This is a genomic window from Hymenobacter sp. DG01 (assembly GCF_006352025.1).
Taxonomy (GTDB): Bacteria; Bacteroidota; Bacteroidia; order Cytophagales; family Hymenobacteraceae; genus Hymenobacter.
In genome coordinates, this window is record NZ_CP040936.1 from 1,446,985 (window position 1) to 1,471,829 (window position 24,845).

Annotated in this window: 19 protein-coding genes; 4 read left to right on the plus strand and 15 right to left on the minus strand. The window is 59.5% G+C overall.

All coding sequences use genetic code 11. The features are described from left to right. Positions 1-103 precede the first annotated feature (103 nt). From FGZ14_RS06200 to proC, 3 genes are all read right to left on the minus strand, one after another. Positions 104-901: a hypothetical protein gene (locus FGZ14_RS06200; RefSeq protein ID WP_219601063.1), complete on the minus strand. Its 798-nt coding sequence runs from the start codon at positions 899-901 to the stop codon at positions 104-106. A 181-nt stretch (positions 902-1,082) separates the two neighbouring features. After that, the gene (locus FGZ14_RS06205) at positions 1,083-2,327 is read right to left on the minus strand and encodes a bifunctional 3,4-dihydroxy-2-butanone-4-phosphate synthase/GTP cyclohydrolase II (protein ID WP_139922284.1); all 1,245 of its coding nucleotides are present in this window, start codon (positions 2,325-2,327) and stop codon (positions 1,083-1,085) included. A gap of 212 nt (positions 2,328-2,539) precedes the next feature. After that, the gene (gene proC, locus FGZ14_RS06210; RefSeq protein WP_139926032.1) at positions 2,540-3,343 is read right to left on the minus strand and encodes a pyrroline-5-carboxylate reductase; all 804 of its coding nucleotides are present in this window, start codon (positions 3,341-3,343) and stop codon (positions 2,540-2,542) included. A 178-nt stretch (positions 3,344-3,521) separates the two neighbouring features. Here proC and FGZ14_RS06215 point away from each other — a divergent pair, with 178 nt between their 5' ends. Further along, the gene (locus tag FGZ14_RS06215; protein ID WP_139922286.1) at positions 3,522-4,148 is read left to right on the plus strand and encodes a hypothetical protein; all 627 of its coding nucleotides are present in this window, start codon (positions 3,522-3,524) and stop codon (positions 4,146-4,148) included. A 155-nt stretch (positions 4,149-4,303) separates the two neighbouring features. On the opposite strand, the gene FGZ14_RS06220 is transcribed toward FGZ14_RS06215, so the two are convergent. From FGZ14_RS06220 to FGZ14_RS06235, 4 genes are all read right to left on the minus strand, one after another. After that, positions 4,304-5,509, minus strand: coding sequence for a glycosyltransferase (locus tag FGZ14_RS06220; RefSeq protein WP_139922289.1), 1,206 nt, complete (start codon positions 5,507-5,509; stop codon positions 4,304-4,306). Further along, the gene (locus FGZ14_RS06225) at positions 5,493-6,719 is read right to left on the minus strand and encodes a glycosyltransferase family 4 protein (protein ID WP_139922291.1); all 1,227 of its coding nucleotides are present in this window, start codon (positions 6,717-6,719) and stop codon (positions 5,493-5,495) included. The genes FGZ14_RS06220 and FGZ14_RS06225 overlap by 17 nt, the downstream gene beginning before the upstream one ends. Positions 6,720-6,819: 100 nt before the next feature. Then, positions 6,820-8,892: a DNA primase gene (gene dnaG / locus FGZ14_RS06230; RefSeq protein ID WP_139922293.1), complete on the minus strand. Its 2,073-nt coding sequence runs from the start codon at positions 8,890-8,892 to the stop codon at positions 6,820-6,822. 113 nt (positions 8,893-9,005) lie between these two features. Continuing rightward, positions 9,006-10,271 (minus strand): hypothetical protein, encoded by a 1,266-nt coding sequence (locus FGZ14_RS06235; protein ID WP_139922295.1) that lies wholly within the window; start codon positions 10,269-10,271, stop codon positions 9,006-9,008. Positions 10,272-10,456: 185 nt separating this feature from the next. Here FGZ14_RS06235 and FGZ14_RS06240 point away from each other — a divergent pair, with 185 nt between their 5' ends. Beyond that, positions 10,457-11,560: an Mrp/NBP35 family ATP-binding protein gene (locus tag FGZ14_RS06240; protein ID WP_139922297.1), complete on the plus strand. Its 1,104-nt coding sequence runs from the start codon at positions 10,457-10,459 to the stop codon at positions 11,558-11,560. 221 nt (positions 11,561-11,781) lie between these two features. Continuing rightward, positions 11,782-12,117, plus strand: a complete 336-nt coding sequence (locus tag FGZ14_RS06245) for a NifU family protein (protein ID WP_139922299.1) — start codon at positions 11,782-11,784, stop codon at positions 12,115-12,117. A 246-nt stretch (positions 12,118-12,363) separates the two neighbouring features. Here the strand turns inward: FGZ14_RS06245 and FGZ14_RS06250 are convergent, their stop codons facing one another. Beyond that, positions 12,364-13,209 carry an HNH endonuclease signature motif containing protein gene (locus tag FGZ14_RS06250; RefSeq protein ID WP_139922302.1) on the minus strand — a complete coding sequence of 282 codons (846 nt, stop codon included), beginning with the start codon at positions 13,207-13,209 and terminating at the stop codon, positions 12,364-12,366. Between the two features lie 258 nt (positions 13,210-13,467). On the opposite strand from FGZ14_RS06250, the gene fahA reads away from it, so the two are divergent. Beyond that, positions 13,468-14,751 (plus strand): fumarylacetoacetase, encoded by a 1,284-nt coding sequence (gene fahA / locus FGZ14_RS06255; RefSeq protein ID WP_139922304.1) that lies wholly within the window; start codon positions 13,468-13,470, stop codon positions 14,749-14,751. A 167-nt stretch (positions 14,752-14,918) separates the two neighbouring features. On the opposite strand, the gene FGZ14_RS06260 is transcribed toward fahA, so the two are convergent. From FGZ14_RS06260 to FGZ14_RS06290, 7 genes are all read right to left on the minus strand, one after another. Beyond that, positions 14,919-15,476, minus strand: coding sequence for a DUF1003 domain-containing protein (locus FGZ14_RS06260; protein WP_139922306.1), 558 nt, complete (start codon positions 15,474-15,476; stop codon positions 14,919-14,921). 212 nt (positions 15,477-15,688) lie between these two features. Next, positions 15,689-17,602, minus strand: coding sequence for an acetate--CoA ligase (gene acs / locus FGZ14_RS06265; RefSeq protein WP_139922308.1), 1,914 nt, complete (start codon positions 17,600-17,602; stop codon positions 15,689-15,691). Between the two features lie 72 nt (positions 17,603-17,674). Further along, positions 17,675-18,055, minus strand: a complete 381-nt coding sequence (locus FGZ14_RS06270) for a response regulator transcription factor (protein WP_139922310.1) — start codon at positions 18,053-18,055, stop codon at positions 17,675-17,677. A 110-nt stretch (positions 18,056-18,165) separates the two neighbouring features. Then, positions 18,166-20,907, minus strand: a complete 2,742-nt coding sequence (locus FGZ14_RS06275; RefSeq protein ID WP_139922312.1) for a sensor histidine kinase — start codon at positions 20,905-20,907, stop codon at positions 18,166-18,168. Positions 20,908-21,092: 185 nt separating this feature from the next. Next, entirely contained in the window at positions 21,093-21,317 is a 225-nt protein-coding gene (locus tag FGZ14_RS06280; protein ID WP_257883359.1) for a hypothetical protein, read from the minus strand. Positions 21,318-21,592: 275 nt separating this feature from the next. Further along, a complete protein-coding gene (locus FGZ14_RS06285; protein WP_139922316.1) occupies positions 21,593-23,107 on the minus strand; it encodes an MFS transporter in 1,515 nt (504 codons plus the stop codon). A 131-nt stretch (positions 23,108-23,238) separates the two neighbouring features. After that, positions 23,239-24,771: a hypothetical protein gene (locus FGZ14_RS06290; protein WP_257883360.1), complete on the minus strand. Its 1,533-nt coding sequence runs from the start codon at positions 24,769-24,771 to the stop codon at positions 23,239-23,241. Positions 24,772-24,845: the final 74 nt, after the last annotated feature.

The window sequence follows — 24,845 nt, forward strand, 5'->3', positions numbered from 1 at the left end:
TGCTACTACCCCAGCCCTTTGGACGGAAAGGTGGCGTACTGTTTTTCAAACCCATCATAGATGAAGGTGCGAAGTGAGAAAGAATTTGCTGCGGCCATTCCGGCTACGGAGCCGTAGCGCGGGCTTCAACTAAGGTATTGAGCGTCTGCACCAGCTGCTTCATACCGGAGGCATGCACATTGTCCATTTTACGGGCGGCGGCAACCATTTGATTACGGTAACGAGGTTCGCACGCAACTATTTCGGACACTGGTTTTTTCAGCTGCCGAAAGGCGCCATCGGGAGCAATCAGAAAATACGTGGAATGCCATTCCGGTATCCAGCGAGTCTCTACCTCCGTCTTCACACCGAACGGCTGGCTGTACCTTTTGACTACCCGGTTTTTCTCGCTTTGCTGCTGCAGCAAAATAAACGCGCCGCTTTCCAGCACTTCAAACAGCTCGTACTGCGGCCCGGCTCCACTTGCGCCGGTAGTTACCACGACTCGTGAAATGAAATGCCGCCTTCCTACATGCACGGTTTGGCCGGCCTGCTGCGGGGCACCGTATTGCCATACCCCTCCCTGCTGCGCAGATAGTACCTCTTTCCTCAGGTCGCTAGGCCGATTGTCAATCAGCATCGGTTGCTGGCGGATTTGCGCACTACGTGTCACCTCGTTTTCTGCCACTACCAGCCTGATTTGCTTGGCCGGGAGCGTATGGGTAGGCTGCCCGGCACGCCGGACAGATACGGTATGCAGCTGCGGAAACAGCTGCAATGCTCCGCGTAGCGTATCGCCCTGCTGCGTTACAACCAGCCCGGCCAGGAAATTGCGCTCCGCAGTTGCCTGAGCAGCCGCGCGGCTAGCTACGCTGCCACCTATCAGTAATGCTAAAGTAATCCGGTGTAAAGCTTGCGTCATGGTATAGGAATTAAAAAACTATCCGTAGTTCTATTTCTGACAACAATAATCACACCATATCAGGCCACTCCGCTGTGAGGTAGCTACCGAAACTGGTGAGAGCCTCATCGGCCAATAAAAACGGCTGCCTCCCCACACGTATTCAGTGCGAGAAGGCAGCCGCCAACAGGTTTACCTCGCTTTACTCCGCCGCCGTGGGCGTCACATCGGGATGCGGGGTGCGGTCTTTGTGCAGAATGGTGTGGCCCAGCTTGTCGCGCTTGGTAGTGAGGTAGCGCTCATTGTGCTCGTTGGGCTCTACCTCAATAGCTACCGATTCCACGATTTCGAGGCCGTAGCCCATCAGGCCGGTGCGCTTGCGCGGGTTGTTGGATAGCAGGCGCATCTTGCTGATGCCCAGGTCGCGGAGTAGGGCGGCGCCTACCCCGTAATCCCGCTCATCCATGCCAAAGCCCAGCTCGATGTTCGCCTCTACGGTGTCGCGGCCCTGCTCCTGCAGCTTATAGGCGCGCAGCTTGTTTAGGAGGCCAATGCCGCGGCCCTCCTGGTTCATGTACACGATAACGCCACGGCCTTCGCGCTCAATCTGTTGCATGGCGCGGTGCAGCTGGGGGCCACAGTCGCAGCGGCAGCTTCCGAAGATGTCACCGGTTACACAGGAGCTGTGCACGCGTACCAGAACGGGCTCGGGGCCCGAAATGTCGCCTTTCACCAGAGCCAGGTGCTGGGCGTTGGTGCTGCGCTGGGTGTAAGCAATCAGATCGAAGTCGCCGTAGTCGGTAGGGAGCTTCACCGAAATTTCCCGCACGATGAGGCTTTCCTTCTCGAGGCGATACTTAATCAGGTCCTGCACCGAAATCAGTTTCAGGTCCCATTTATCGGCAATTTCGCGCAGCTCCGGCAGGCGGGCCATTTCCCCGTCCTCCTTCAGAATCTCTACCAGCACCCCGGCCGGCTCGAACCCGGCAAGGCGGGCCAGGTCGATGGCGGCCTCAGTGTGGCCGGCGCGGCGCAGCACGCCTTCCTTGCGGGCTTTCAGGGGGAAGATGTGGCCCGGCTTGCCCAGCTCCTCGGGCTTGGTATCGGGGTCGATGAGGGCCAGAATGGTTTTGGAGCGGTCAGAAGCGGAAATACCGGTGGTTACGCCGTTTTTCAGCAAGTCAATGCTGACAGTGAAAGGCGTGGAGTGCAGGGCCGTGTTGCGGCCTACCATCAGCTCCAGACCCAACTCTTCGCAGCGCTGCTCAATGAGCGGGGCGCACACCAGGCCGCGGCCGTGGGTGGCCATGAAATTGATAACTTCGGGGGTGGCACAACGGGCGGCGCAGATAAAGTCGCCTTCGTTTTCACGGTCTTCGTCGTCCACAACCACCACTACCTTTCCGGCGCGGATATCGGCAATGGCGTCTTCGATGGAATCCAGCATGAAATAGCGGATTTAAAACAGATGAGAGGGATTTCGCGGGGTTGCTCCGGCGGGAACAGGTGCGAAGCTGCTGCTACAACCAGCAACGGCCGCCCGAAGTTACGAAAGGTGAAATAGTGAGATGGTGCACGGGTGAGTTTGCTGTTCCGCTGGCGCTGATTGTACAGCCAGAACGTCAAACTCACCCGTGCACCATCTCACTATTTCACAACTTACTCTCTGGCCAGCTCGGTGGCGCGGTGCTGGGCGGCTTTTATGCCGGCAGCCAGGGTTTCGGCCAGGCTGCCGGCCTGAAATTCGCGCAGGGCAGCTTCGGTGGTGCCTCCTTTTGAGGCCACGGCGGCAATCAGCTCGTCGGGAGTTTTGTCGGAGGTGTTGAGCAGATGGTAGGCGCCCAGCATGGTTTGCTTCACCAGCAGCCCGGCTACCGATTCGGAGAAGCCCAACTCCTGCCCGGCCCGCATCATGGCCTGCACGATGTAATAGAAGTAGGCAGGCCCGCTGCCGCTCACGGCCGTTACGGCGTCCAGGAGGCTTTCATCTTCCAGGAAAATAGAGCGTCCGGTGGCGTTCAGCAGGTTTTCTACCTGGTGCAGGCGGCTGCGCTCTACCTCCGGCGCGGCCGAAAACCCGGTGATGCCCATGCCCAGCAAGGCCGGCGTGTTGGGCATGGCCCGCAGCACCTGCTGGTGCCCCAGCTCCCGCTGCAGCCGCGCAATCGGGATGCCCGCCATGATGGACACTACCACCTGCTCTGGTTGCAGTACGGCGCGTAGGCCCTCGGCTATTTTGCCAAAGTCCTGGGGCTTCACGGCCACCAGCACCACATCGTAGGTGCCCACGGCGGGCGTCAGCTCGGCGCTGGGCAGGCCGGGGTGGGCGGTTGCCAGGCGTTGGCAGTGTTCCTGATGGCGGCCCAGCAGCAACAGGTCGGTGCGAGCCACGAGGTTGTAGTGCAGAAAGGCTTTGGCGAAGGCCATACCCATGTTGCCACAGCCCAGAATGGCGATACGCAGGGTTTTCATAGGGGCAGAAAGTCAGAAGCCGATGGAAGTATCAGCGCCTCAACATAGCCAGGAAACCCGACAAGCGCATGATTTTCCGTTTCGGCCGGGGCAGCCTTACCCCTCGCCGTGTGAGCAAGTCCTTTATATTTGAAACCGAATATATACCTCCTCTCCCTTTTCTTTCCCTATGAACAAACTCCTACCTGCACTCGTGGGCGCAACCCTGCTGCTGGCTTCCTGCGAGCAGGCCCAACAAGCCAAGAAATCCTATGACTCGCTGGCGAAGCTAAAGGACGCGGGCGAGAAGATGACAACGGCCCTGGATGAGGCCCAGAGCCGCCGGGCTGAGCGCGAGAAGCGCGGCGACACCCTGGCCCTACCCTATAAAGAGCTGCAAGCCTTCCTGCCCGCCGAGGTAAGCGGCTACACCGCCGCCAACCCCACCGGCCAGTCGATGAAGATGAGCGGCATGGCCTTTTCCAATGCTGGGCGGGAGTTCACCAAGGACAGCATAACCCTGAAGCTAGAGCTCATCGACTACAACGGCGCCAATAAGCTGTACCAGGGCGCGGGCGCTATTCTGGGCATGGGCCTGGAAAGCGAAGATGACGAGCAGATTACCAAATCGACCACCCTGGGCATCGACGGGGCTTCCGGCCTGGAAACCTACCGCAAAAAGGACCGCCAAGCCGAGCTGATGCTGGGCGTAGGGGGCCGCTTCCTAGTGAAAGTAACGGCCGATAAGCAGCCCGACCTGGAGCTGGTAGAATCCGTGGCGAAGCAAATAGACCTCAACAAGCTAGCGAAGCTGTAGGTCTGCGAACAGGGAGTACCAGAACGGTCATGTCGAGCTTGTCGAGACATCTCGCGTGCTTGACGTCTGAATAGTATTGCAACATCAGCACGCGAGATGTCTCGACAAGCTCGACATGACCGTTCTTTATTTTTCACCTGTCACCTGTCACCCCTTCACCTTTTGTGCTGAAACCGTTGCGTGGGCTCCCAGACGGTAGTTTTTACTCCTTTCAGGAAGCGCCACAAGCCCACTAGCAGGGCCATGTTCATGCTATAGAAGTGAGTGATGAAGCGCAGGAGCCGGAAATGCACGTTCAGGCGGTGCAGAGCCGAATCCAGAAGTAGCAGGGCCGGGGCCGCGACCTGTCCGGCCAGCATGAGCTGGTAAAACCAGCCCGCGCCGCGCAGCACCAGTATCAGGTTGCTCAGCAGCATTAACACCAGCAGCAGGGGCGTCAGCCACCGCAGCACCTTATGCGACCAGTAGGCAAAGCTCACGCCCCGCCAGGGCGGCCACAGCAGGCGCCGGAACGCCACCAGGTTCTGGAAGTTGCCGGTGGAAATGCGGGCTTTGCGCCGGAACTCCTCCGGCAGCTTATCCGATACGTCCTCGTGGCAAATGGCCTCCAGCTCGTTGATGGCTTGGTAACCCTCTTGCAGCACGGCCATCGAGATAAAAAAGTCATCGACGATAAAGGAGCTCGGCGCGGGGTAGTAGCAGGCTCGGCGAACGGCAAAGCAGCCGCCAAAGGCCCCAATCATGGCGCCCCACACCACGCCTTCCTGGTATTTCAGCAGGTTTTCACGCTCCAGGTAGGCTTTTTCCTGGCCGGAAATGCCGGTGTGGCGGCTGTCGGGGTTGAGGATGTTGCCGCCCACTTGCCCGATGCGCGGGTTCCGGAAATGCTTGACGAGGTGGTAAAGCGTGTCGGGGGTGAAAAACACGTTGGCATCCGTGAGTACCAGCACGGGAGCCGTAGCCTCCGCCGATAAGACCTCTATCACGCCGGGCTTGCCGGTGCGCTGGTGGAAGGGTCGAAACTGCAGCTGGGGATAGGCGGCGCAGAGCCGAGTTATCAGGGCGTTGGTTTGGTCTTGGGAGTTATCGGAACCGATGTAGAAGGTGAGCTTATCGAGCGGATAGGTGGTAGCAAACGTGGAGCGAATCTTCTCCTCTATTACCTGCTCCTCGTTGTACACGGCCAGCAGAATGTCTACCCGGGGCAGCTCCGGGTCAGCGGGCTGATACACCTGCTGGTTTTGCTTGCGGCCGCGGGCCAGGCGGGCCAGCAGCAACGGAAACAGCACGTAGGTATGCGCCACCAGCAGCAGGCTACCCCAGAGCACGGCCGCAACCCCGGCATCAACGAGTGGCAGCACGGGGTTGGGGCGTCAGGATGGTGTACAGATCCAGGAAGCTTTCCACCACCCGGCGGTTGTCGTAGAGGCGGGCGATGGTGCGGGCGGCTTCCTCGCCAATGTCCTGCTGGCCCAGCTCGCCGCGGTAGTAGCGGCCCAGGCGCTCAATCCACTCCGAGGGCTCGTCACAGAGCACAATATCAAAGTTGTCGCGCACATGAATACCTTCGGAACCCAGGCCGGTGCTGATAATGCACTTGCCCAGGGCCATGCCTTCGATGATTTTGATGCGCATGCCGCCCCCGCTAAGCAAGGGTACCAGCATCACCTCGTACTGCTGCATAAACTGCGCCGCTGATTCCACGAAGCCGTGAATGGTGACGCCGGGAAGGTTCAGGTTGCGGATGTGGGGCGGAGTTTCCTTGCCGGCAATGTGCAGCTCCAGCTCGGGGTATAGCTCGTGCGCCCGGGGCCACACCTCGCGCAGCAGCCAGTCCACGCCTTCCTGGTTGGGCAGCCAGTCCAGGGAGCCAATCATGAACAGGGTGCGCGGCTTGGGCCGGATGGCGGGGTCGCGCTGAAACCGGTTCAAATCGACGCCGGCGGGCACAAACACCACTGGTTCCTGGCAACCTAGCTCCCGCAGGCGGCGTTGGTCGGGCTCAGTAATGGCGGCCACGGCATCAAAGCGTGGCAGCGTCTGGTGCTCGAAGCGGCGCAGGCGTTTGGCCAGATGGCTGAGGTAGAAGCGCTTCAGCACGTTGGTTTCGCGCTCAGCCAGCATCTGCCAGATGGTGTACTCCACGTTATGGGCCCGCAGCACCACCGGAATGCCGGGCGCCAGGCGCTGCACCGTATCCACGTACCAAGAAACCAGGCCGCCTTCCACTTGAATCACATCAATGGTTTCCGTGCTTAGCACTTGCTGCAAGCGCACTACCACCGTCTGGCTCACAAACCGCTCGATGTTGTAGGGCAGCTCACTGAACAGCAGATTCCGCAGGGCTTTCACCGGCGAAAGGCGGGTGTCCACGTCCACCGGAATCAGGCGCACCAGGGGGCCCAGATGGTCGAGCACGTCGGCGGGCTGGTGGTGCTTGGGCGTGTTGAGGGCCAGTACCGTTACCTGGTGCCCCGCCCGACTCAGGCCCGCCGTTACGTCGTACATGGCAATGGCCCCGCCATCGGTGGGCGGATACGGAACGCGCGGACAGAGCTGGAGGATGTGCACAGGCAAAAGGAGCTGGTGAGGCGCGTAAAGCTACAAAGAAGAACCACTGCCCATCGACAGCCCGGCCAGTTTCCTACCCCCGCCCGCGCCGCAAACCCGTTTACATAGCCGCACGCGGAATAACAGTGCCTAGCAGGTTAGCTAGTTGGTTATCCATCTGCTTGAGCAGGCGAATGTTGGTCAGGTGCTCGTCGAGGGCGGCTTCATCCATGGGGCGGCGCAGTGCCTCCATGTGCTCGGCCAGGGCGCGCTCCACGTTTACCTTGTTGAAGCGCAGAATTGCGTTGTCGCAGGCGGTTTGGAGCAAATCCAGCTCCCGGGGCACGTAAATCTGGTGGGTGGTCCAGTTGGGACTCAGCTCGTATTTCTCGGTAGCCAGCTCCGCCACCAGGGCCCGAATATCAGAGCGGCCGTGCTGAATGAGGGTGCGCACTTCGGGCCAACGGCCCTGGTTCATTTCCTCCTGACATAGGTGGAGCAAATCGGCGTAAATACCGGTTTTGAAGGGCGTATCGAGCTGCTGCAGCAGGTACTGGGCCACGCTGATGTCGGGGGCCAGGGGCTGGGGCGAGTACAGCAGCAGCAAGCGCACAATTTCCCGCTCGCACTGCTCCAGCACGTCGGGCACGGGCTCCAAGTCTTCTTTGGTAATGGTCAGTAGGTCGCCGCCACCGCCCATCAGGTCTTCGGGCGAGGCCCCGTACATCAGGGCCTCCGCTTCCTCCTCGGGGCTCATGGGCCTTGGGGCCGGGCGGGGGGTAGCAGCCGTAGCCGGGGAAGCCGCACTGCTGCCAGCCCCTACCCCACTGTTGCTGCCCGAAGCCCCGCCGGCCGCCTTGCCCGAGGCGTTGCGCACCAGCTTGTTATATTCCGAAATCAGGACTTGCTCATCAATGCTGAAGGCCTGGGAGGTTTGCTGCAGAAACACCTGCCGCTTAATCGGGTCGGGTACTTTGCTGATGCTTTGCAGCACCTCCCGGATGGCCTCGGCCTTCTTCACCGGGTCCTGGGCGGCCTCACGGCTTACCAGATCCGTTTTAAACTGAATAAAGTCCTGGCTGGCGTTTTCAAGGTGGTCTTTGAAACGCTGGTCGCCAACTTTGCGGATGTAGCTGTCGGGGTCGTCGCCGTCGGGAAACAGCACCACGCGCACGTTCAGGCCGCCTTCCAGCAGCATATCAATCCCCCGCAGCGAGGCCCGAATACCGGCCGCGTCGCCGTCGTAGAGCACCGTTACGTTGTCGGTGTAGCGCTTAATGAGGCGAATCTGCCCATCCGTAAGCGAGGTTCCCGACGAGGCCACCACGTTCTTAATCCCGCCCTGGTGCAGGCTCAGCACGTCGAGGTAGCCCTCCACCAGATAGCACAGCTCCTCCGTCCGGATGGCCTGCCGACCCTGGTAGAGCCCGTACAGTACATCGGACTTGTGGTAGATTTCCGACTCTGGCGAGTTGAGGTACTTGGCGGTTTTGTCGTTGGGCTTGAGCGTGCGCGCCCCGAAGCCGATGACGCGGCCCGACACGTTATGAATCGGGAACATCACGCGGCCCCGGAACCGGTCGTAGCGCCGGCCGGTATCCTGGCCCTGGTCGTCTTCCTTGGTGATGACGAGCCCGGTTTTCTCCAGGTACTTGCGCTCGAAACCCGCCTTCTCCGCCGATTTCAGCAGGTCGTCCCACTGGTCGAGGGAGTAGCCGAGCTCGAAGGTTTTGATGGTCGTCTGGTTGAGGCCGCGCTGGCGCAGGTAGCTCCCTCCAATGCCCTGGCCTTCATCGGTGTTCAGCAGCAGGCGGTGGTAGTGGTCCTTGGCCCAGCTCGAAACGATGTACTGGGAGTCCTTTTCGTTTTGGGCCAGCTGCTGCTCGGGGGTCTTTTCTTCCTCCTCAACATCAATCCCGTACTTCTTGGCCAGGTATTTCAGGGCCTCCACGTAGGAGGTGCCCTCAATGTCCATGATGAACTGGACTACCCCCCCGGCCTTGCCGCACCCGAAGCACTTGTACAGCCCCTTGGCCGGCGCCACCGAGAAGCTCGGCGACTTCTCGTGGTGAAATGGGCAGCAGGCCCACATGTTCTGGCCCTTGCGCTTCAGCGACACAAAGTCGCCGACTACCTCCACAATATCCGCGTGGTGGATGATCTGATCAACGGTTTCTTTCGGGATGCGCGCCATACTACCCGCAAAGGTAGGCAGGAAGTGATGTGATGTTTCCCGCTTCCATCATATGCCCACTATTCGGCCGCCGGATTAGGCCCGACGGTATTTTCGCTACCCCTCCACCTACCTCAGAAGTTTCGGCTGGCGGTGGTTTCAGGAATGATGACCACGTAGTCGTACCCCAGAATGGTGGCCTGCAGCTCGGGAGCTGGCACAGGCATATGCTGGCGAAGCAGGGCCCGGCGCAGGGGGCGCACATCAAACACCTGCCAGGCGGCCCCGGGCGGGGTGGCGGTCATGAAGGGCTTGAGCATGGGCGCGTCGGCGTTGGAATACGGCGCTACGTTCTTGCTGAAATCCTCGGGATTCTGGCCGCCCACCTGGGTTCCCTGCTTGCCGATAACGAAAATGTGCAGGGTTTTCTGGTCGTGAGCATCAGCCAGGTTTATGGCCAGGTTGCCCACGTCGTAGATGTCGCCCCAGACGCTGCGGCCGCGGCCCATGTGGTTGGCCCCGAACTTAAACAGCATGGGTGGCAAAGGCTCGCCGGCCTGCTGGTAGGAAGCCAGCTCCCGGAGCAGGTTGCGCTTCATGAGGTTGATGCGCGTTTGGTGGCCGCCGGGCTTGCCGGCCGCGTTGGTCTTGAAGATGGCCACGCTGGCTTCCAGGTCCTGAACCAGCTGTCGGGACTCGGGACGCTCCCGGCGCGTGAGGCTCCGCAGACTATCAAGCAGGGAAGCGCGCAGGGTGTTTACGGCCACGGCGCCGTAGTTGCCGGAAACCAGCGCGGTCCGGTCCAGGGCCTGGATAGCGGCCGCCTGCCGGCGCAGGTAGGCCTGGGCAGATGTGCTTTTCACCTGGTCGGCCAGCAGCGTGAGCAGGCGGCCCGTGGAGGCAAACCCGGCTTGCTCGATGCCCACCAGCGCCGTTCCCTGGGCGCGCAGGCTGCGGGCCAACTCGTACTCCTCAATCCAGCTATAAAACGACAGCGCCATGGGGTGTTGGCGAAGAAAGGCGGCGGGCAGGCCGGGCTGGGCCGTAAGCCGGGTCAGGTCCTGGGCCTGATACCGGTCAATTTCTGCCACGTACACCTTGGGCCTGAGCACCTGAGCCAGGGCCTGGGTAAACGGCGGAATCTGGGCCATGCCGTGGTCCTCGCCTACCAGCACCAGGATGCTTTTCTGAATATCAGCCTGCAGCTTGTCCCAACCAGAACCACTGTACCGGGAGCCGTCGGGGGTGAGCGTGAACTGGTTTTTGCGCATCAGGCGCGTGAAGGTGGTATCAGTCGGCGCCTGGGCCTGCGCAGCCCCGCCCAGGCTGGTCAGCAGCGCCAGAAATCCTAGTATCCGATAGTGGAACCGGCGGGCCGGCAAGCAGTAAAAAGGCATCATGTAAAGGAAGGAATACAAACAAATAATTGCAGCCAAGATAGAATTCTGCCGACAAGTTGCCTGTTTTTCATTTTTCCCCGTCCCTGTCTTCGCGCCCGCTCACCAGGAGGCAGCCCCACTAACTTCCTCCTCAGTTTCCGGGTTATCTTTGCGCTTTGCTTTCGCACTTTCTTCCCCTGACTATAATGGCAACTATAACCAAAGAAGCCGTCCTCAAGGCCCTGAGCTACGTGGAGGAGCCCGACCTGGGCAAGGACCTCGTAACGCTCAACATGATTGAGGATGTGGCCATTGAGGGCCGCCGCGTGTCGTTTACGGTGGTGCTTACTACCCCCGCCTGCCCCCTCAAGCAGCTCATTCACGATGCCTGCGAGCGGGCCATTCATACGATGGTGGACCCGGAGGCTGAGGTGGTGATTGTAATGACCTCGCGCGTAACCACCATGCGCCAGAACCAGGATGTACTGCCCGGCGTGAAGAATATTATTGCCATTGCCTCGGGCAAGGGCGGCGTAGGCAAGAGCACCGTTACGGCCAACCTGGCCATTGCCCTGGCCAAAACCGGCGCTAAAGTGGGCCTCGTGGACGCTGATATTTCGGGCCCCTCCATGCCCCTGATGTTCGGGGTAGAAGCCGCCCGCCCTCACGTTTATCAGAACGAGCAGGGCCGCAACCTGATTCAGCCGGTGGAAGCCCACGGCGTGAAGCTGATGAGCATTGGCTTCCTGGCCCCGGCCGAGTCGGCTATTGTGTGGCGCGGCCCCATGGCTTCGTCGGCCCTGAAGCAGTTTATTACGGAGGTGGAGTGGGGTGAGCTGGACTACCTGCTCCTCGACATGCCTCCCGGAACTTCCGACATTCACCTGACTATGGTGCAGACGGTGCCCGTAACCGGCTCTCTCATCGTGACCACGCCCCAGAAAGTAGCCCTGGCCGACGCTGAGAAAGGTTTGCAGATGTTCCGCCTACCCCAGATCAACGTGCCGGTGCTGGGCATCGTGGAAAACATGGCCTGGTTTACGCCCGCCGAGCTGCCTAACAACAAGTATTTCATCTTTGGGGAAGGCGGCGGCCAGCAGCTGGCGGCCAAGCACGAAGTACCCTTGCTGGGCCATATCCCGCTGGTGCAGAGCATCCGCGAAAACGGCGACCAGGGCACGCCCGCCATCCTGCAGGACGGCTCGCCGGCCGCCGCGGTGTTCGAGCAGCTGGCCGAAGATCTGGCCCGCCAGGTTTCCATCCGCAACGCCGTGGCACCCCGCACCAACGTGGTGAAAATGAACTCCTAAACAGGTGCTGGCACCTGGCCGCTAGTAGCTCTGCCTGGGGTGGGGGTACCAGCGGCCAGTAACTCTGCCGAGGGGTTGGCGTAAGCTCAACCCTAGCCTTAGGCAACTTTACGGCTGAACCAGGTGTTGCCCTCATACGCCCCAAAAGCGTTACCTTTGGTAAAGTACTCCGCTGCTATTTGTTTCCTTCCGGACCTAATCAGCAGCAAAATCATAGCTCCATGACGCATTCCGCCGCCGTAGAACAACACCCGCTCTTGCCCCGCATTGAGCAGGCCCTGGACACCATCCGGCCCTATCTCGCCGCCGACGGAGGCAACGTGCGCGTGCTGGACATCACCGAGGATATGGTGCTGCAGCTGGAGCTGCTGGGTGCCTGCGGCACCTGCCCCATGTCGCCGATGACCCTGAAAGCCGGGGTGGAGGAGTCGGTGAAGAAGGCCGTGCCGGAAATCCGGGCTGTGGAGGCCATCAACTCCACGCCCATGGCAGAGCAGCCCGCCGGCCAGACCGGCCACCCGGTGCCGCCTACCCCCGTGCCGACGCCGCAGTTCTAGATTTCTGCTTTAATACACGCAGCGCCCCGCTCCTGCCGGTTTTCCGGTTGGGGCGGGGCGCTGTGGCTTTTTGTGGTTTGTAGGAGTAAATGTCAACGCTTTGCAAAGGCGGAGATTTTTAGCGCTAAATATCATTAAATTCACAATGCTTCAATTCAGCACATTACTTTCATAAAAGCACGTCCCCGATTTTGTAAAACGGCTATTACGAGCAATTTATTTTCACAAACTATACCTTTATAATTATTATTTTAAATTAGAGGCGAATAGTGATGCACTTATATTTCCAGGGTGGAAACCTACTTCTTCGCAAGAGTAAACAACCAAAGAAACATTACTAGCCAATTTTTCTACTCCCTTTCGAGTATATTCTAAGTACCTATCTCCGATCATTCTTTTATACCCCACTACTACAAGTAAAATTCCTTTTGCTTTGCGACCTGTTAGCATTTCATATATTTCCACCTTTTTATCAACCCATGACCCATATACAGTTGCATCTTGATATGACTTCCTCAAGTATTGAAACTCAATGATTATATCTTCTGGCAAATCATCATCTTGTCGTAATGCATCTAATAATAGCCGATCATTACCTCTAACAAATTCTACTTGGTGTTCAAAATAAACTTGGTTCTTTTTTTCATAGTGAGCTATGGCAATATGACACAAACAAAAATTTAAAATCTCATATCGATCAGGCACTAATTTCTTAACATTTTCATCAACAGGCTGAATAACAGAGGGCTGAGGAATTGGTTGATTAATCTTATCTTCTTTAATTAGTTTTTCTAATTGATTGAATCTTTCAATTAGTATAGAATTATATGAGTTTACCAATAATTTTTTATATTCCTGAAGAGATTTTCTGTCAATCACTTTTGCGTGTGCCATTTTATGATGTTTGTCACACAGTAGTATTAAGTTTTCTAATTTATTATTCTCTCTATTTTCATCTATATGATGTATCTCCAAGTAGGTATGCTCACCACAGTTTTTAACAGCACAGCTATATCCTGATTCAACTTCAATTGCTCTGCGAGTTTCAGCAGGAATAATTGGTCTTGGCTTTTCGTAATGCTTATTATCCATAGCTTAATGTTAAAATTATGGCCTGATGTACTTTTTACTAGATTGCTCACAATAGTCTATTGCCGAAACACTGCTGTGTTTCAATTTCGGTTATATGTCCGACATGTGTTCTATAACCGAAACAACACTCCTGAAGCAGTAGCGGCAATACGTGGCGGGAGCTACGGCACAAGATAGTGGCTTCGTAGGATTCCACGGCCCGGCGCTATTCCTCCCACCCCACTACCTTTGCCGGACCATCCACCATCCCTACCCCCTATGGCGAACCCCAACGACCCGAGCCTACACTCCTGGATTGATATTGCCCCCGGCAGCGACTTTCCCATTCAGAACCTGCCCTTTGGTGTGTTTGAAACCGAGGAGCGCGGGCCGCGCCTAGGCGTAGCCATTGGCGAGTACGTGCTGGACTTGTACGCTGTGTCACAATTCGGCTTCTTCCAAGACCTGGAGCTGGGGCCGAAGATGCCGAAGGTTTTCCGGCGCCGCTCGCTCAACCAGTTCATTGCCCTGGGCCGGCCGGTGTGGCGGGCGGTGCGCCAGCGCGTCTCGGAGCTGCTGCGCCACGACAACGACGCCCTCCGCTCCGACGAAATCATGCGCGAGTGCCTCGTGCGCCAATCCGAGGTGCGGATGCTGCGCCCCGTGAAGCCTCAGAACTACACCGATTTCTACAGCAGCATTGAGCACGCCACCAACGTGGGCATGATGTTCCGCGACCCGGCCAACGCTCTGCTGCCCAACTGGCGCCACATCCCCATTGGCTACCACGGCCGGGCCAGCTCCATTGTGGTGAGCGGCACCGATATCCGTCGGCCCAACGGGCAGCGCAAGGCCCCTGATGCTCCGGCACCTTCTTTTGGCCCCTCACAGCAGCTGGATTTTGAGTTGGAAATGGCCTTTGTGGTAGGCCGCGGCACCCAGCTCGGCGACACGGTGCCGGTGCAGAACGCCGAGGACTACATCTTCGGGCTGGTGCTGTTTAATGATTGGAGCGCCCGCGACATTCAGAGCTGGGAATACGTGCCGCTGGGGCCGTTTCTGGGCAAGAGCTTCGGCAGCAGCGTGTCGCCGTGGGTGGTTACCCTCGATGCCCTGGAGCCCTTCCGGGTGGCCGGGCCGGTGCAGGAGCCCGAGCCCCTGCTCTACCTGCGCCAGCTCGACCAGCATAACTTCGACATCAACCTGGAGGTAGCCATTCAGCCCGAAGCCGGCCCGGAAACCACCGTGTCGCGCTCCAACTTTGGGCTGATGTACTGGAGCATGGCCCAGCAGCTGGCCCACCACGCCTCCAACGGTTGCAATATGCAGGTGGGCGACCTGTACGCCTCGGGCACCATTTCGGGCCCTACCCCCGACTCGCTGGGCTCCATGCTGGAGCTGGCCTGGCGCGGTACCCGCCCCCTACCCCTCTCCGACGGCTCGGAGCGCAAGTTCCTGCTCGATGGCGACACTGTAACTATGCGTGGCTACTGTGAGCGGGACGGCCTGCGCATTGGCTTCGGGGAGGTAACGGGCAAGGTACTGCCGGCGCCACAGTTGTAGGAGCCCATACCCGGGTGCCGGGTCAGCAGGAGAAAAAAGCGCTTTTGAACCGCATAGAAACGGCCGCCCTGCTTGGTAGGGCGGCCGTTTCTGTAGTACCCGGCCACAACTCTCTCACTAATAAAAGAGTCCGTCTGGGTCAGGCGGCCGTGCGGGTGGCGCGGTGCTTATTTCGTTTGCTCCATCTGCCCCTGCTTCTTCTCAATGGTCTCCAGGACGTGTTCGGGCTGCACGTCCTTCGCCAGCTCATGTATTTCAGGGTCATTGGCAGCCTCGATGTTCATCTTGCGGGCCATTTCGGTTACCAGAATCACCAGACGCGTGATTTCGTGCTCTCCCAGCAGGTTTACCTGCAGGTTCAGTTCCGCCCGCTTTTCGGCCAGCGCCGCCGTGCGGTTCTGGCTGATGAGCACAAAAGTGGACAGGAAAATGGCCTCTACCGACGCGAACATGGCCAGCACCACAAACGAGGGGTCGAAGGGCTTAAGTCCCAGCCAGCCCACGTTCCAAAATATCCAGAGTCCAAACAGCACCAGGTGAATAAAAACGAAGGTTATGCTGCCCGTGAAGGCTGTAACGGCGTCAGCCAGGCGGTCTTGCCAGCACTTCTGCCCTTCCTCTTCCTGCTGCCGTTTTAGCAGCGCCTCAATATTGCGCTCCACCACCCGCGCCATACTAGGCTTACCCACCGGGGGCACAGCTGGTTGTGCATTTTCTGATTTCATACTGCAGTACTATTAGGGAGCTCTGCATACGGAAGCAGCCTGTAAAAAATCTCAACTATAAAACACAAGACTCTGATAGTTAATAGCTTTAATTTCACATATGGTATTCTTTTATGTCAGAATAAGGGTCTCCCCTCAGCGAATACCCAGCACATTATAACGCCAAACGCCGGCCTGTACAGGCCGGCGTTTTAAGCAAGAACAAAGGAAGTTTACTTCCGGCCGCTGATGATTTCATCTACTACCAGCGGATCGAGCAGGGTGGTGGTGTCACCGAGGTTGCTGGTGTCGCCCTCGGCAACCTTGCGCAGAATGCGGCGCATGATTTTGCCGGAGCGGGTTTTCGGCAGGCCCGACACAATCTGAATCTTATCGGGCTTGGCGATTTTGCCGATTTCGGCCACAATGGTTTCAATGATGCTGGCCTCAATGCGCTGGCGCTCTACCTCCGCCTCCGGCACACCCTCAGGGCAGATGACGTAGGCGTAGATGCCCTGCCCCTTTACATCGTGGGGGTAGCCCACCACCGCCGACTCCACCACGTGGGAGTTCTGGTTGATGGCGTTTTCGATTTCGGCGGTGCCGAAGCGGTGGCCCGATACGTTAATCACGTCATCGACGCGGCCGATGATGCGGTAAAGGCCGTTTTCGTCGCGGCGGGCGCCGTCGCCGGTGAAGTAGTAGCCGGGATACGGGGCGAAGTAGGTTTGCCGGGCGCGCTCATGGTCGCCGTAGGTGGTACGGATGATGCCGGGCCAGGCCTGCTTGATGGCGAGGTAGCCTTCCTGGTCGTTGCCCTGAATTTCCTGCCCTTCCTGGTTGAGCAGCACGGGGTGCACGCCGGGCAGCGGCAAGCCGGCGCGGGCTGGCACCGAGGGCGTAATACCGGCCAGGGCCGAAATCATGATGCCGCCAGTTTCCGTCTGCCACCAGGTATCCACCACCGGGCATCGCTCCTTGCCTACGTGGGTGTGGTACCAGTGCCAGGCTTCTTCATTAATAGGCTCTCCCACCGACCCGAGCACCCGCAGGGAGTCCAGCGAGTAGCTGAGTACGTGGTCCAAAGGAGCGGCCATTAGGCTGCGGATGGCCGTGGGCGCGGTGTAGAAAATAGTAACTGAGTGCTTGTCAATCACCTCCCAGAAGCGGCCGGGGCTGGGGTAGGTCGGCACGCCCTCAAACATGAGGGAAGTGGAACCGGCCAGCAGCGGGCCGTAAAGCAAGTAGGTATGGCCCGTCACCCAGCCAATATCGGCAGTACACCAGTACACGTCGTTTTCCTCGATCTGGAACACGTTGCGGAAGGTGTAGTCGGCCCACACCATGTAGCCGGCCGTGGTGTGTACTACCCCCTTGGGCTTGCCCGTACTGCCCGAGGTATAGAGGATGAACAGCGGGTCTTCGGCGTCCATTTCCTCGGCCGGACAGGTTTTGGCTACCCCCTCGGCTTCCTCATGGTACCATACGTCGCGGCCTTCCTGCATGTGCACGGGCCAGCCCAGGTGCTCAGTTACAATCACGCGGCGTACCGACGGGCAGCTATCGAGGGCCTCATCCACCACGCGCTTCACCGGAATCTGCTTGGCGCCGCGGTTCAGGCCATCCGAAGTCAGTACTACGCTGGCCTGGGCGTCATTCACCCGGTCGGCAATGGCCGTGGCCGAGAAGCCGGCAAAAATGACGGAGTGCACCGCCCCAATGCGGGCGCAGGCCAGCACGGCAATGGCCAGCTGCGGAATCATGGGCATGTAGATGCACACCCGGTCGCCCTTCTCTACCCCGTTGTTGTGCAGCACGTTGGCGAATTTACAGACCTCCTGGTGCAGTTCGCGGTAGGTAAGGCGCAGGTGGCGGGTGTGCGGGTCGTTGGGCTCGAAGATGATAGCCAGCTTGTTGCCGCGAGTAGCCAGGTGGCGGTCAAGGCAGTTTTCGGTGATGTTGAGGCGGGCGCCCCGGAACCACTCGTTGCGGCCGGCCGGCATGTCGGAGCTAAGCACTTGGTCCCACTTGCGGCGCCAGGTAAAGGGCTCGGCTACCGAGGCCCAGAACTCTTCGGGGTGATTGATGCTGAGGTGGTAGGCCTCGTGGTATTCTTCCAGGGTGCGGATGCGGGCATGTTCGGGCATGGGTGGAGAGACGGTTAGGGTTAGATAGTTTTCAGTTCAAATGAGGGGGTAGGCTTCCCGGAAGTTTGGCGCTCAGGCGGGGGTAGCCAGCAACTCTTTTACTTTATCCATGAGCTGGCGGGTGCTGAAGGGCTTCGGAATGTACATATCAGCGCCCACTTTGTAGCCCTTCTGGATGTCGGCATCCTTGCTTTTGGCTGAGAGAAAGATGACGCGGGTGCCCGAGCGGTCGGGGCGCTGGCGGAGGTGGCGGCACACCTGGTAGCCGTCCACATCGGGCATCATCACGTCCAGCAGTACCACGTCGAAGGCGGTGCGGTCCACGGCTTCCAGGGCCTCGGTGCCGTTGCGGGCTATGCTGACCTGGTAGCCGCTTTTGCGCATCAGAAATTCGAGCGACATGACAATGTTGGGCTCGTCATCGACCAGGAGAATATGAGGAGTCGTTGGCATGACGGGTGGTTTGTTTTCGGGGGCGGGTGAGGTTCAGACGTGGTTCCCGCAGAGGAACGCAGAGGGTTTCGCGGAGGAGCGCAGAGGTCGTTCAGGCCAATTTTTAATTATCAATCAAAAACGGGCAGCTCAAACGAAAACCGGGCGCCTTGCTCGGGGGCGCTTTCGACCCAGATGCGGCCGGCGTGCAGCTCCACGATTTTCTTGGTGATGGCCAGGCCAAGGCCGGAGCCTTCGGGCTTGCGCATAGTTTGGTTGCGGGCCTGAAAGAACTTGTCGAAGATGAGCTGGTGAAACTCCGGGTCAATGCCCTTGCCGTTGTCCTGCACCGTGATGCGCAGCACGTTGACGGGGGCTTCTACCAGCACTGCTATGCGGCCGGAGCCATCGGGGCGGCACGATTTCACGGCGTTGGATAGCAGGTTTACCAGCACCTGCATCAGCCGGTCCCGGTCGCCGGCCAGGGGTGGCAAACCGGGCGGCACGGCCAGATCCAGGTGAATCTGTTTGTCACGCAGGAGCTGGCCCACGGCCTCCAGAGCGTCAGTGATAACATCGGCCACATCCACGGGCGTTTTGTCGAGGGTGGCCTTGCCCGATTCGTATTTCTCCAGGTCCAGCACCAGCGTAATCAGCCGGCTGAGCCGTTCCGACTCCTTGGTGATGGTGAGCAGGAAACGGTGGCGCTCTTCCTCTTCTAAATCGGGGTTATCGGAAAGGATTTCGGAGAGGGCCCGGATGCTGGTGAGGGGCGTGCGCAGCTCGTGCGTAACGGTGTACAGGAACTCGTCCTTGTGCTGATCAAGCTCCTGGAGCTGATCGTAGGCGGCTTGCAGCTCCTGGGTGAGGCGCTGCAGCTGGCGCTGCTGCTTCTGGAGCTGGCGGTTGGCCTCCAGCAGTTGCTGGCTTTCCTTCAGAATGCCCACCACATTATCGAAGCTGATGTCCTCTACCCCCACCGAGGAGCGCAACAGCAGCCGAGCCGAGGCCGGACCGATGGAGCCGGCCAGCAGCTTTTCGGCGTAGGCCAACAGGCGCGGATCAGCCTGGGTGGGTGTTACGCTGTCCGGGCTATGGGCATCTGGAAAGCGGTCCTGAAAAGCGTGCAGAGCTTGGTTGGTGCGCTTTTTTCCCAGGAAGCCCGTGAGCAGGGCCCGCACGTCGGGCAAGGGCGCGGCGCCCTGCCAGCCAGCCGCCCCCTCGAAGCCGGAACCGTGCCGGAACACATCCACGAATACATCGGCCTGGTGCTGCTCCAGGGCCGAAGGCGCCCGCAGCAATGACACGCCCACATAGAGCCCCACGTTGAAAAACCAGCTCCAGAACAGACCGTGAGAAAGATAATCGAGGCCTTCCAGCCCAAACAGTGCAAATGGCCGCAGCCCGCTCAGCCCAAACAGCCCCTGGGTCAAAACGGAGTCGGGCAGAAGCTCAGGCCCTACCATAGTGGGCAGCACCAGCGTGAAAAACCACACCACAAAGCCCGCCATAATACCGGCGGTAGCGCCCGGCCGGGTGCCACCCTTCCAATAGAGGCCGCCCAACACTACGGGCACAAACTGCGCTACCGCCGCAAACGACACCAGCCCGATATTCACCAACGGCAGCAGGTGCCCTACCTCGGCATAGTAGCCGTAGGCCAGCAGTAGCACCAGTACCACGGCCAACCGACGGCTGTGCAGGGCTACCTGCCCCAGGTAGGCAAACCAACTGGGACCCTCACCGCGGGCGGCCGGCACCCGCACCAGCAGGGGCATGAGCAGGTGGTTGCTCATCATCACGCTCAGAGCAATGGTTTCCACGATAATCATGGAGGAAGCCGCCGACAGTCCGCCCAGGTAAATGAGCAGCGCCAGCCAGGGCTGCCCCGCCTGCAGAGGCAGGGCCAGCACAAACGTATCAGCATCGAAGTGCCCATCACCGTCCAGCAACCTTCCGCCAAAGGCCAGGGGTAGCACAAATAGGTTGATGATGATGAGGTAGAGCGGGAACAGCCACATGGCTTTGCGCAGGTGGTCCTCATTCACGTTTTCCACCACCGATACCTGGAACTGCCGGGGCAGCAGCAGGATGGCGGCCATGCTCAGCAGCAGCAGTGTCAGCCACTGTCCGGGCGCGGTACCGGCTCCCTGCAGGGTGAATAGCCGGCTCAGGTCGGGCACCTGGGCGGCGCGCTCAAACACGTCGGCAAAGCCGCTGAACAGGCCGTAGGTTACGAACAGGCCAGCCGCCAGAAAGGCCACCAGCTTCACCAGACTTTCCAGAGCCACGGCCAGCACCATGCCCTCGTGCCGCTCGGTAGCCTCAATGGAGCGCACCCCAAAAATGATGGTGAAGAAAGCCAGCGCCACCGTGGTAACGAAGGCCGAGGAAACCCCTACCCCCCCACTGGTCAGCAAGGTCTCTCCACCTCCAGTCAAGATATCAAAGGAAGCGGCAATAGCCTTGATTTGCAGAGATATATACGGCACCACTCCCAGCACACAAACGCCCGTCACGAGGGCCCCGAGGGAGGCGCTTTTGCCGTAGCGGGCCGAAATAAAATCGGCAATGGAGGTGAGACGCTGCAGCCGGCAGATGCGGATGATCTTGCGCAGCACCAGCCAGGCTACCGGGGCCATCAGCGTGGGACCCAGGTAGATACCCACGAACTCTAGGCCGTAGTGTGCGGCCCGCCCCACCGAGCCGTAGTAAGTCCAGGCGGTGCAGTACACGGCCATGCTCAGGGCGTACACGTAGGGGTTGCTCACCAGGCTCCGCCGCGCCGCCGAACGTCTTTCCGCCGCGTAGGCCACCGCGAACAGCAAGACGAGGTAGCCGAAGGAAAAGCCAATGACAAGCAGGGTGTTCAAGGGGTGATGGGGTGACAGGTGAGGAGGTGACAGGTGACAGGTGATGGGGTGACAGGTGACAGGTAGAAGGAGAAGGCAGGACGAGTTGATGTGGCAATGACTGGGCAGATGGAATGAGGCCTAGCGCAGGTTTAAGACAATCAGGGTTGCCCCTTTACCTGTCACCTGTCACCCCATCACCTTATTCACTTTTCGCCTCTTCTCACCAGCCAACCCGTGAGCAGCACCAGCAGCGCCCATACCAGCAGCACGTAGAGGTAGAGGACCGGGATGCCGCCTACCCTACCCTCGTGGTCGAAGACGGCCAGCAGGGGAAAGTTAAGCAGCACGGCAAACAGCACGGCCACGAAAAGCAGCTGCTGCCCCCGGCGCTGTTCCGGGCGCTCCGGCGGGGAAATGGGCGGCATCATCCGGGGAAGTTGAGAGTTGGGAGTGGTGTTCTGGCTCTTCGCCTGCGGTGTCAGCCTGAGGTGGTAGCCGAACGACCTTTTGCCGCTCCGTTGGGGGTAGTAATTACTGACGGGAGGAGTCCTTCGGCTGCCGCCTTAGGCTGACACATGAGGTGAATGATATACAAACCGGCTGGCTTTTCATACAGAGTCCGCCGAACCACCGGCCCGACGGACTCTCTTCTGCCTACCCCTGGGGGTAGGGCGAAGTATCTACCTAAGTGTCAAGGAGCAGCTTAAGCCGTCTGGTTGTCTTCCATCAGTCTTACGTTGCGCACGTCTTTCATCAGGGCCTGTCCGATAAACCAGCAGATCAGGGCAATGCCTACCGGGTACACGAGGCCGGCCAGGGTGCTGTGCTCCTTGATAAAGGGCGTGTCGGAGGCAGCGGCGCGCAGGGTGAGGGCGGTGGCAATCAGCGGCACGAAGCCCCCGAATACGCCGTTGCCGATGTGGTAAGGCAGCGAGAGGGACGTGTAGCGCACCTTCGTGGGGAACAGCTCCACCAGGTAGGCGGCAATGGGGCCGTAGGCCATGGTTACGAACAGCACGAGGCAGAATGTGAGGGCCGTCATGGCAAACAGATTGGGCGACAGGGCCTTCATTACGGCCGGTACGGCTTTGCCCGTAGCATCTACGGTGGCAGCGGTTACTTCCGTGAGCGGACCGGCAAACTGCTTGAGGCCGTAGAAAATGGGGAAGGTGAACAGCGCCCCGCAGAGCAGACCCATCATGATGATCTTCTTGCGGCCGATGCGGTCCGAGAGAGAGCCGAAGTACACGAAGAAGGGCGTAGCCAGAATCAGGGCAATGCACAGCACCAGGCTGGCATCAACCAGGTCCAGCTTCAGGGTATTCTGCATGAAGGAGTAGGCGTAGAACTGGCCGGTGTACCACACCACGCCCTGGCCCATGGTAGCGCCAAACAGCGAAATCAGCACCAGACGGCGGTTTACGGGGTTCACGAACGACTCGCGCAGGGGATTGGCACTGGTTTTACCCTCCGACTTAGCCTTAGCAAACAGCGGCGACTCGTGCAGCTTACGGCGGATGTAGTAGGAGGCAATGACTAGCAGGCCCGAGAGCAGGAACGGAATGCGCCAGCCCCACTCCTTAAACGCTTCCTCGCCCATGGTTTTGCGCGTCACGATAATCACCAGAATGCTCAGCAGCAGGCCAGCCGTGGCCGTAATCTGTATGAAGCTGGTGTAGTAGCCACGTTTGTTGTCCGGCGAGTGCTCGGCCACGTAGGTAGTGGCGCCGCCGTACTCGCCGCCCAGGGCCAGGCCCTGCAGCAGGCGCAGAATGGTCACGATAACCGGCGCGGCAATGCCAATCTTGTCGTAGCTCGGAATCAGGCCCGTTACAAAGGTAGCCCCGCCCATAATCAGCAGCGTGAGCAGGAAGGTGTACTTGCGGCCCACCAAATCACCGATGCGCCCGAAGAACAGCGCCCCGAACGGCCGCACCACAAACCCGGCCCCAAACACGGCCAGCGTCCCGAGAATAGTATCCTCAATCTTGCCCGTGGAGCCAAACAGCACCGGCCCGATAATAGCCGCCAACGAGCCGAAGATGTAGAAGTCGTACCACTCGATAACGGTGCCCACCGACGAGGCGGTAATCACCTGCCAGATTTTACTGGTCGAAACAGCATTGTTGTCGTGGGTTACGGCCTCGTCCGAGGACGAGGAGCCGCCCACCGGAGCGGTGCCCGCATAGGCGTCGCGCTGGGGAAGGTTCTGGTGCATGATTGGTGGGAGTTGTGGTGGTGAAAATCAGTTGTCAGGTATCAGTTGCCGGTTGATAGTTGCTGGTTGGCAGCCTGTGCCGGCATAACCGTCTGGCCACTGGCAACTATCAGCCGGCAACTGATAATTGATTACAGGAAAATCTGGGTCTGGAGCGTGATTTCCGGCTTATAGTCCAGGCCGTTGACCTGGCCCGTAGTGAAGTTGGTGCGCGAGAAATCAGGCCGGGCGCGGTAGTTCAGCGTCACTTTCGCATTGTGCCCGTCCAACAGCACGTTCGCCCCGATGTCATAGACGTTGGCGGCTTTAGAGAGGAACTCGTAGTCGCTGTGCAGGTAGGCCACGTAGGGCTGCAGGCGCGCTTTCGGCCCGAACAGCTTCTGGGGCAGCAGGTAGCCTACCTGCCCATAGAAGGAGTTGCCCGTACCCGACTGCGGCACGGCATTGCCGCGGGCGGCGGCGTTAAACCCGTTCACAACCCCAAAACCGGGGTTTTCGGGCCCGATGAACCGGACGTGGTTGGGTCCCATGTCGTAGTTGTAGTACACGCCGTAGAGCGTGATGGCCGTGCGGGCGGCCGTATCCAGGGGCACATCATAGAAGGCATCTACCCCAAACAGCTTCATGTCGTGCTTGCGGGTAGGGATGTTGGCGAACTGGTCGAGGGTAGCGGGGGCCGTGGTGTAGGTAATGCGGCTGTCAGTGCCGCGCGAGTACATGGCGTCCTTGTTATACATGAAGCCCGCCCCGATGCTGAACACCCGCTTGGTGCCCAGGTAGGTGCCCGTGAAGTAGGGCAGCAGGTTGGCCTCGGGCTCCAGGAAGTTATAACTCACGTAGCCCTGATACACATGACTGGTATTCTGCGGATTATACTGCGCAATACCGGTACCGGTGTTTGTAGTAATACCGCCCACGGTAGTGGCCGTGCCGAGGCTCAGGGGGCTGCTGGCCTGGTTGGTCAGGAACGGGTCACTGACGGAGAAGCGGTAATCGAGCTTGTTGATGCGGCCCTTGGCGTACACGCCCAGCCAGCGGGCAAACTGGTCGCTCTGCTCAATGGTTGGGAAGTTGGTAAGGGGTAGGTCGATGGGCAGAATGCTGGTGGTACTGGCGCTGGTGAGGCGCGAAATACCGTTGAGGTAGTGCAAGCCGGCGCCCAGACTCAAGTACTTGTTGACTTTGTACTCGGTAACGGCCTCATGAATAAAGAACTGCGGCTTTTTGCCGGGGCCAGTGGCCTCGCCGGTAGCGCCGCCGCCCACCGCGTTCTGGTTGTTGATGCCCAGGTGGGTGTAAATCACGAAGCGTGGGTTGAGCTGGGCCAGCAGCACGAGGCGCGAGCGGCGCAATCCGAAATCAACCTGGCCTTTCTGCTCTTTGCCGGGGGCGCGGGTGGTGCCTTCGTTGTTTTTGGTGTAGCGGGTGTACACCTGGTGCCAGGTCATGAAGCGCAGGTACTTCGAGCCGTCGGGCGAGAGGTTCACCTTCATACCGGCCCCGTAGGGTGCCGACTTAGCCGGGGCGGGCGGCGCGGGTACCGGGGCGGGCGCGGCCGGTGCGGGGGCAGGGGTTTGTCCGGCGGGTGGGGGCTGAACCTGGGCCGTAGCACCGACTGCCGACAGCAGAGCACTGGCGGCCAACGCGTAGCGAATGTTTCGCATAGGGTTTGGTGGGGTTGAGGGTTGGGATGGGTCGGGGCAGGTAGGCCGCCACCATCACAGTGCCGGACCGGTGC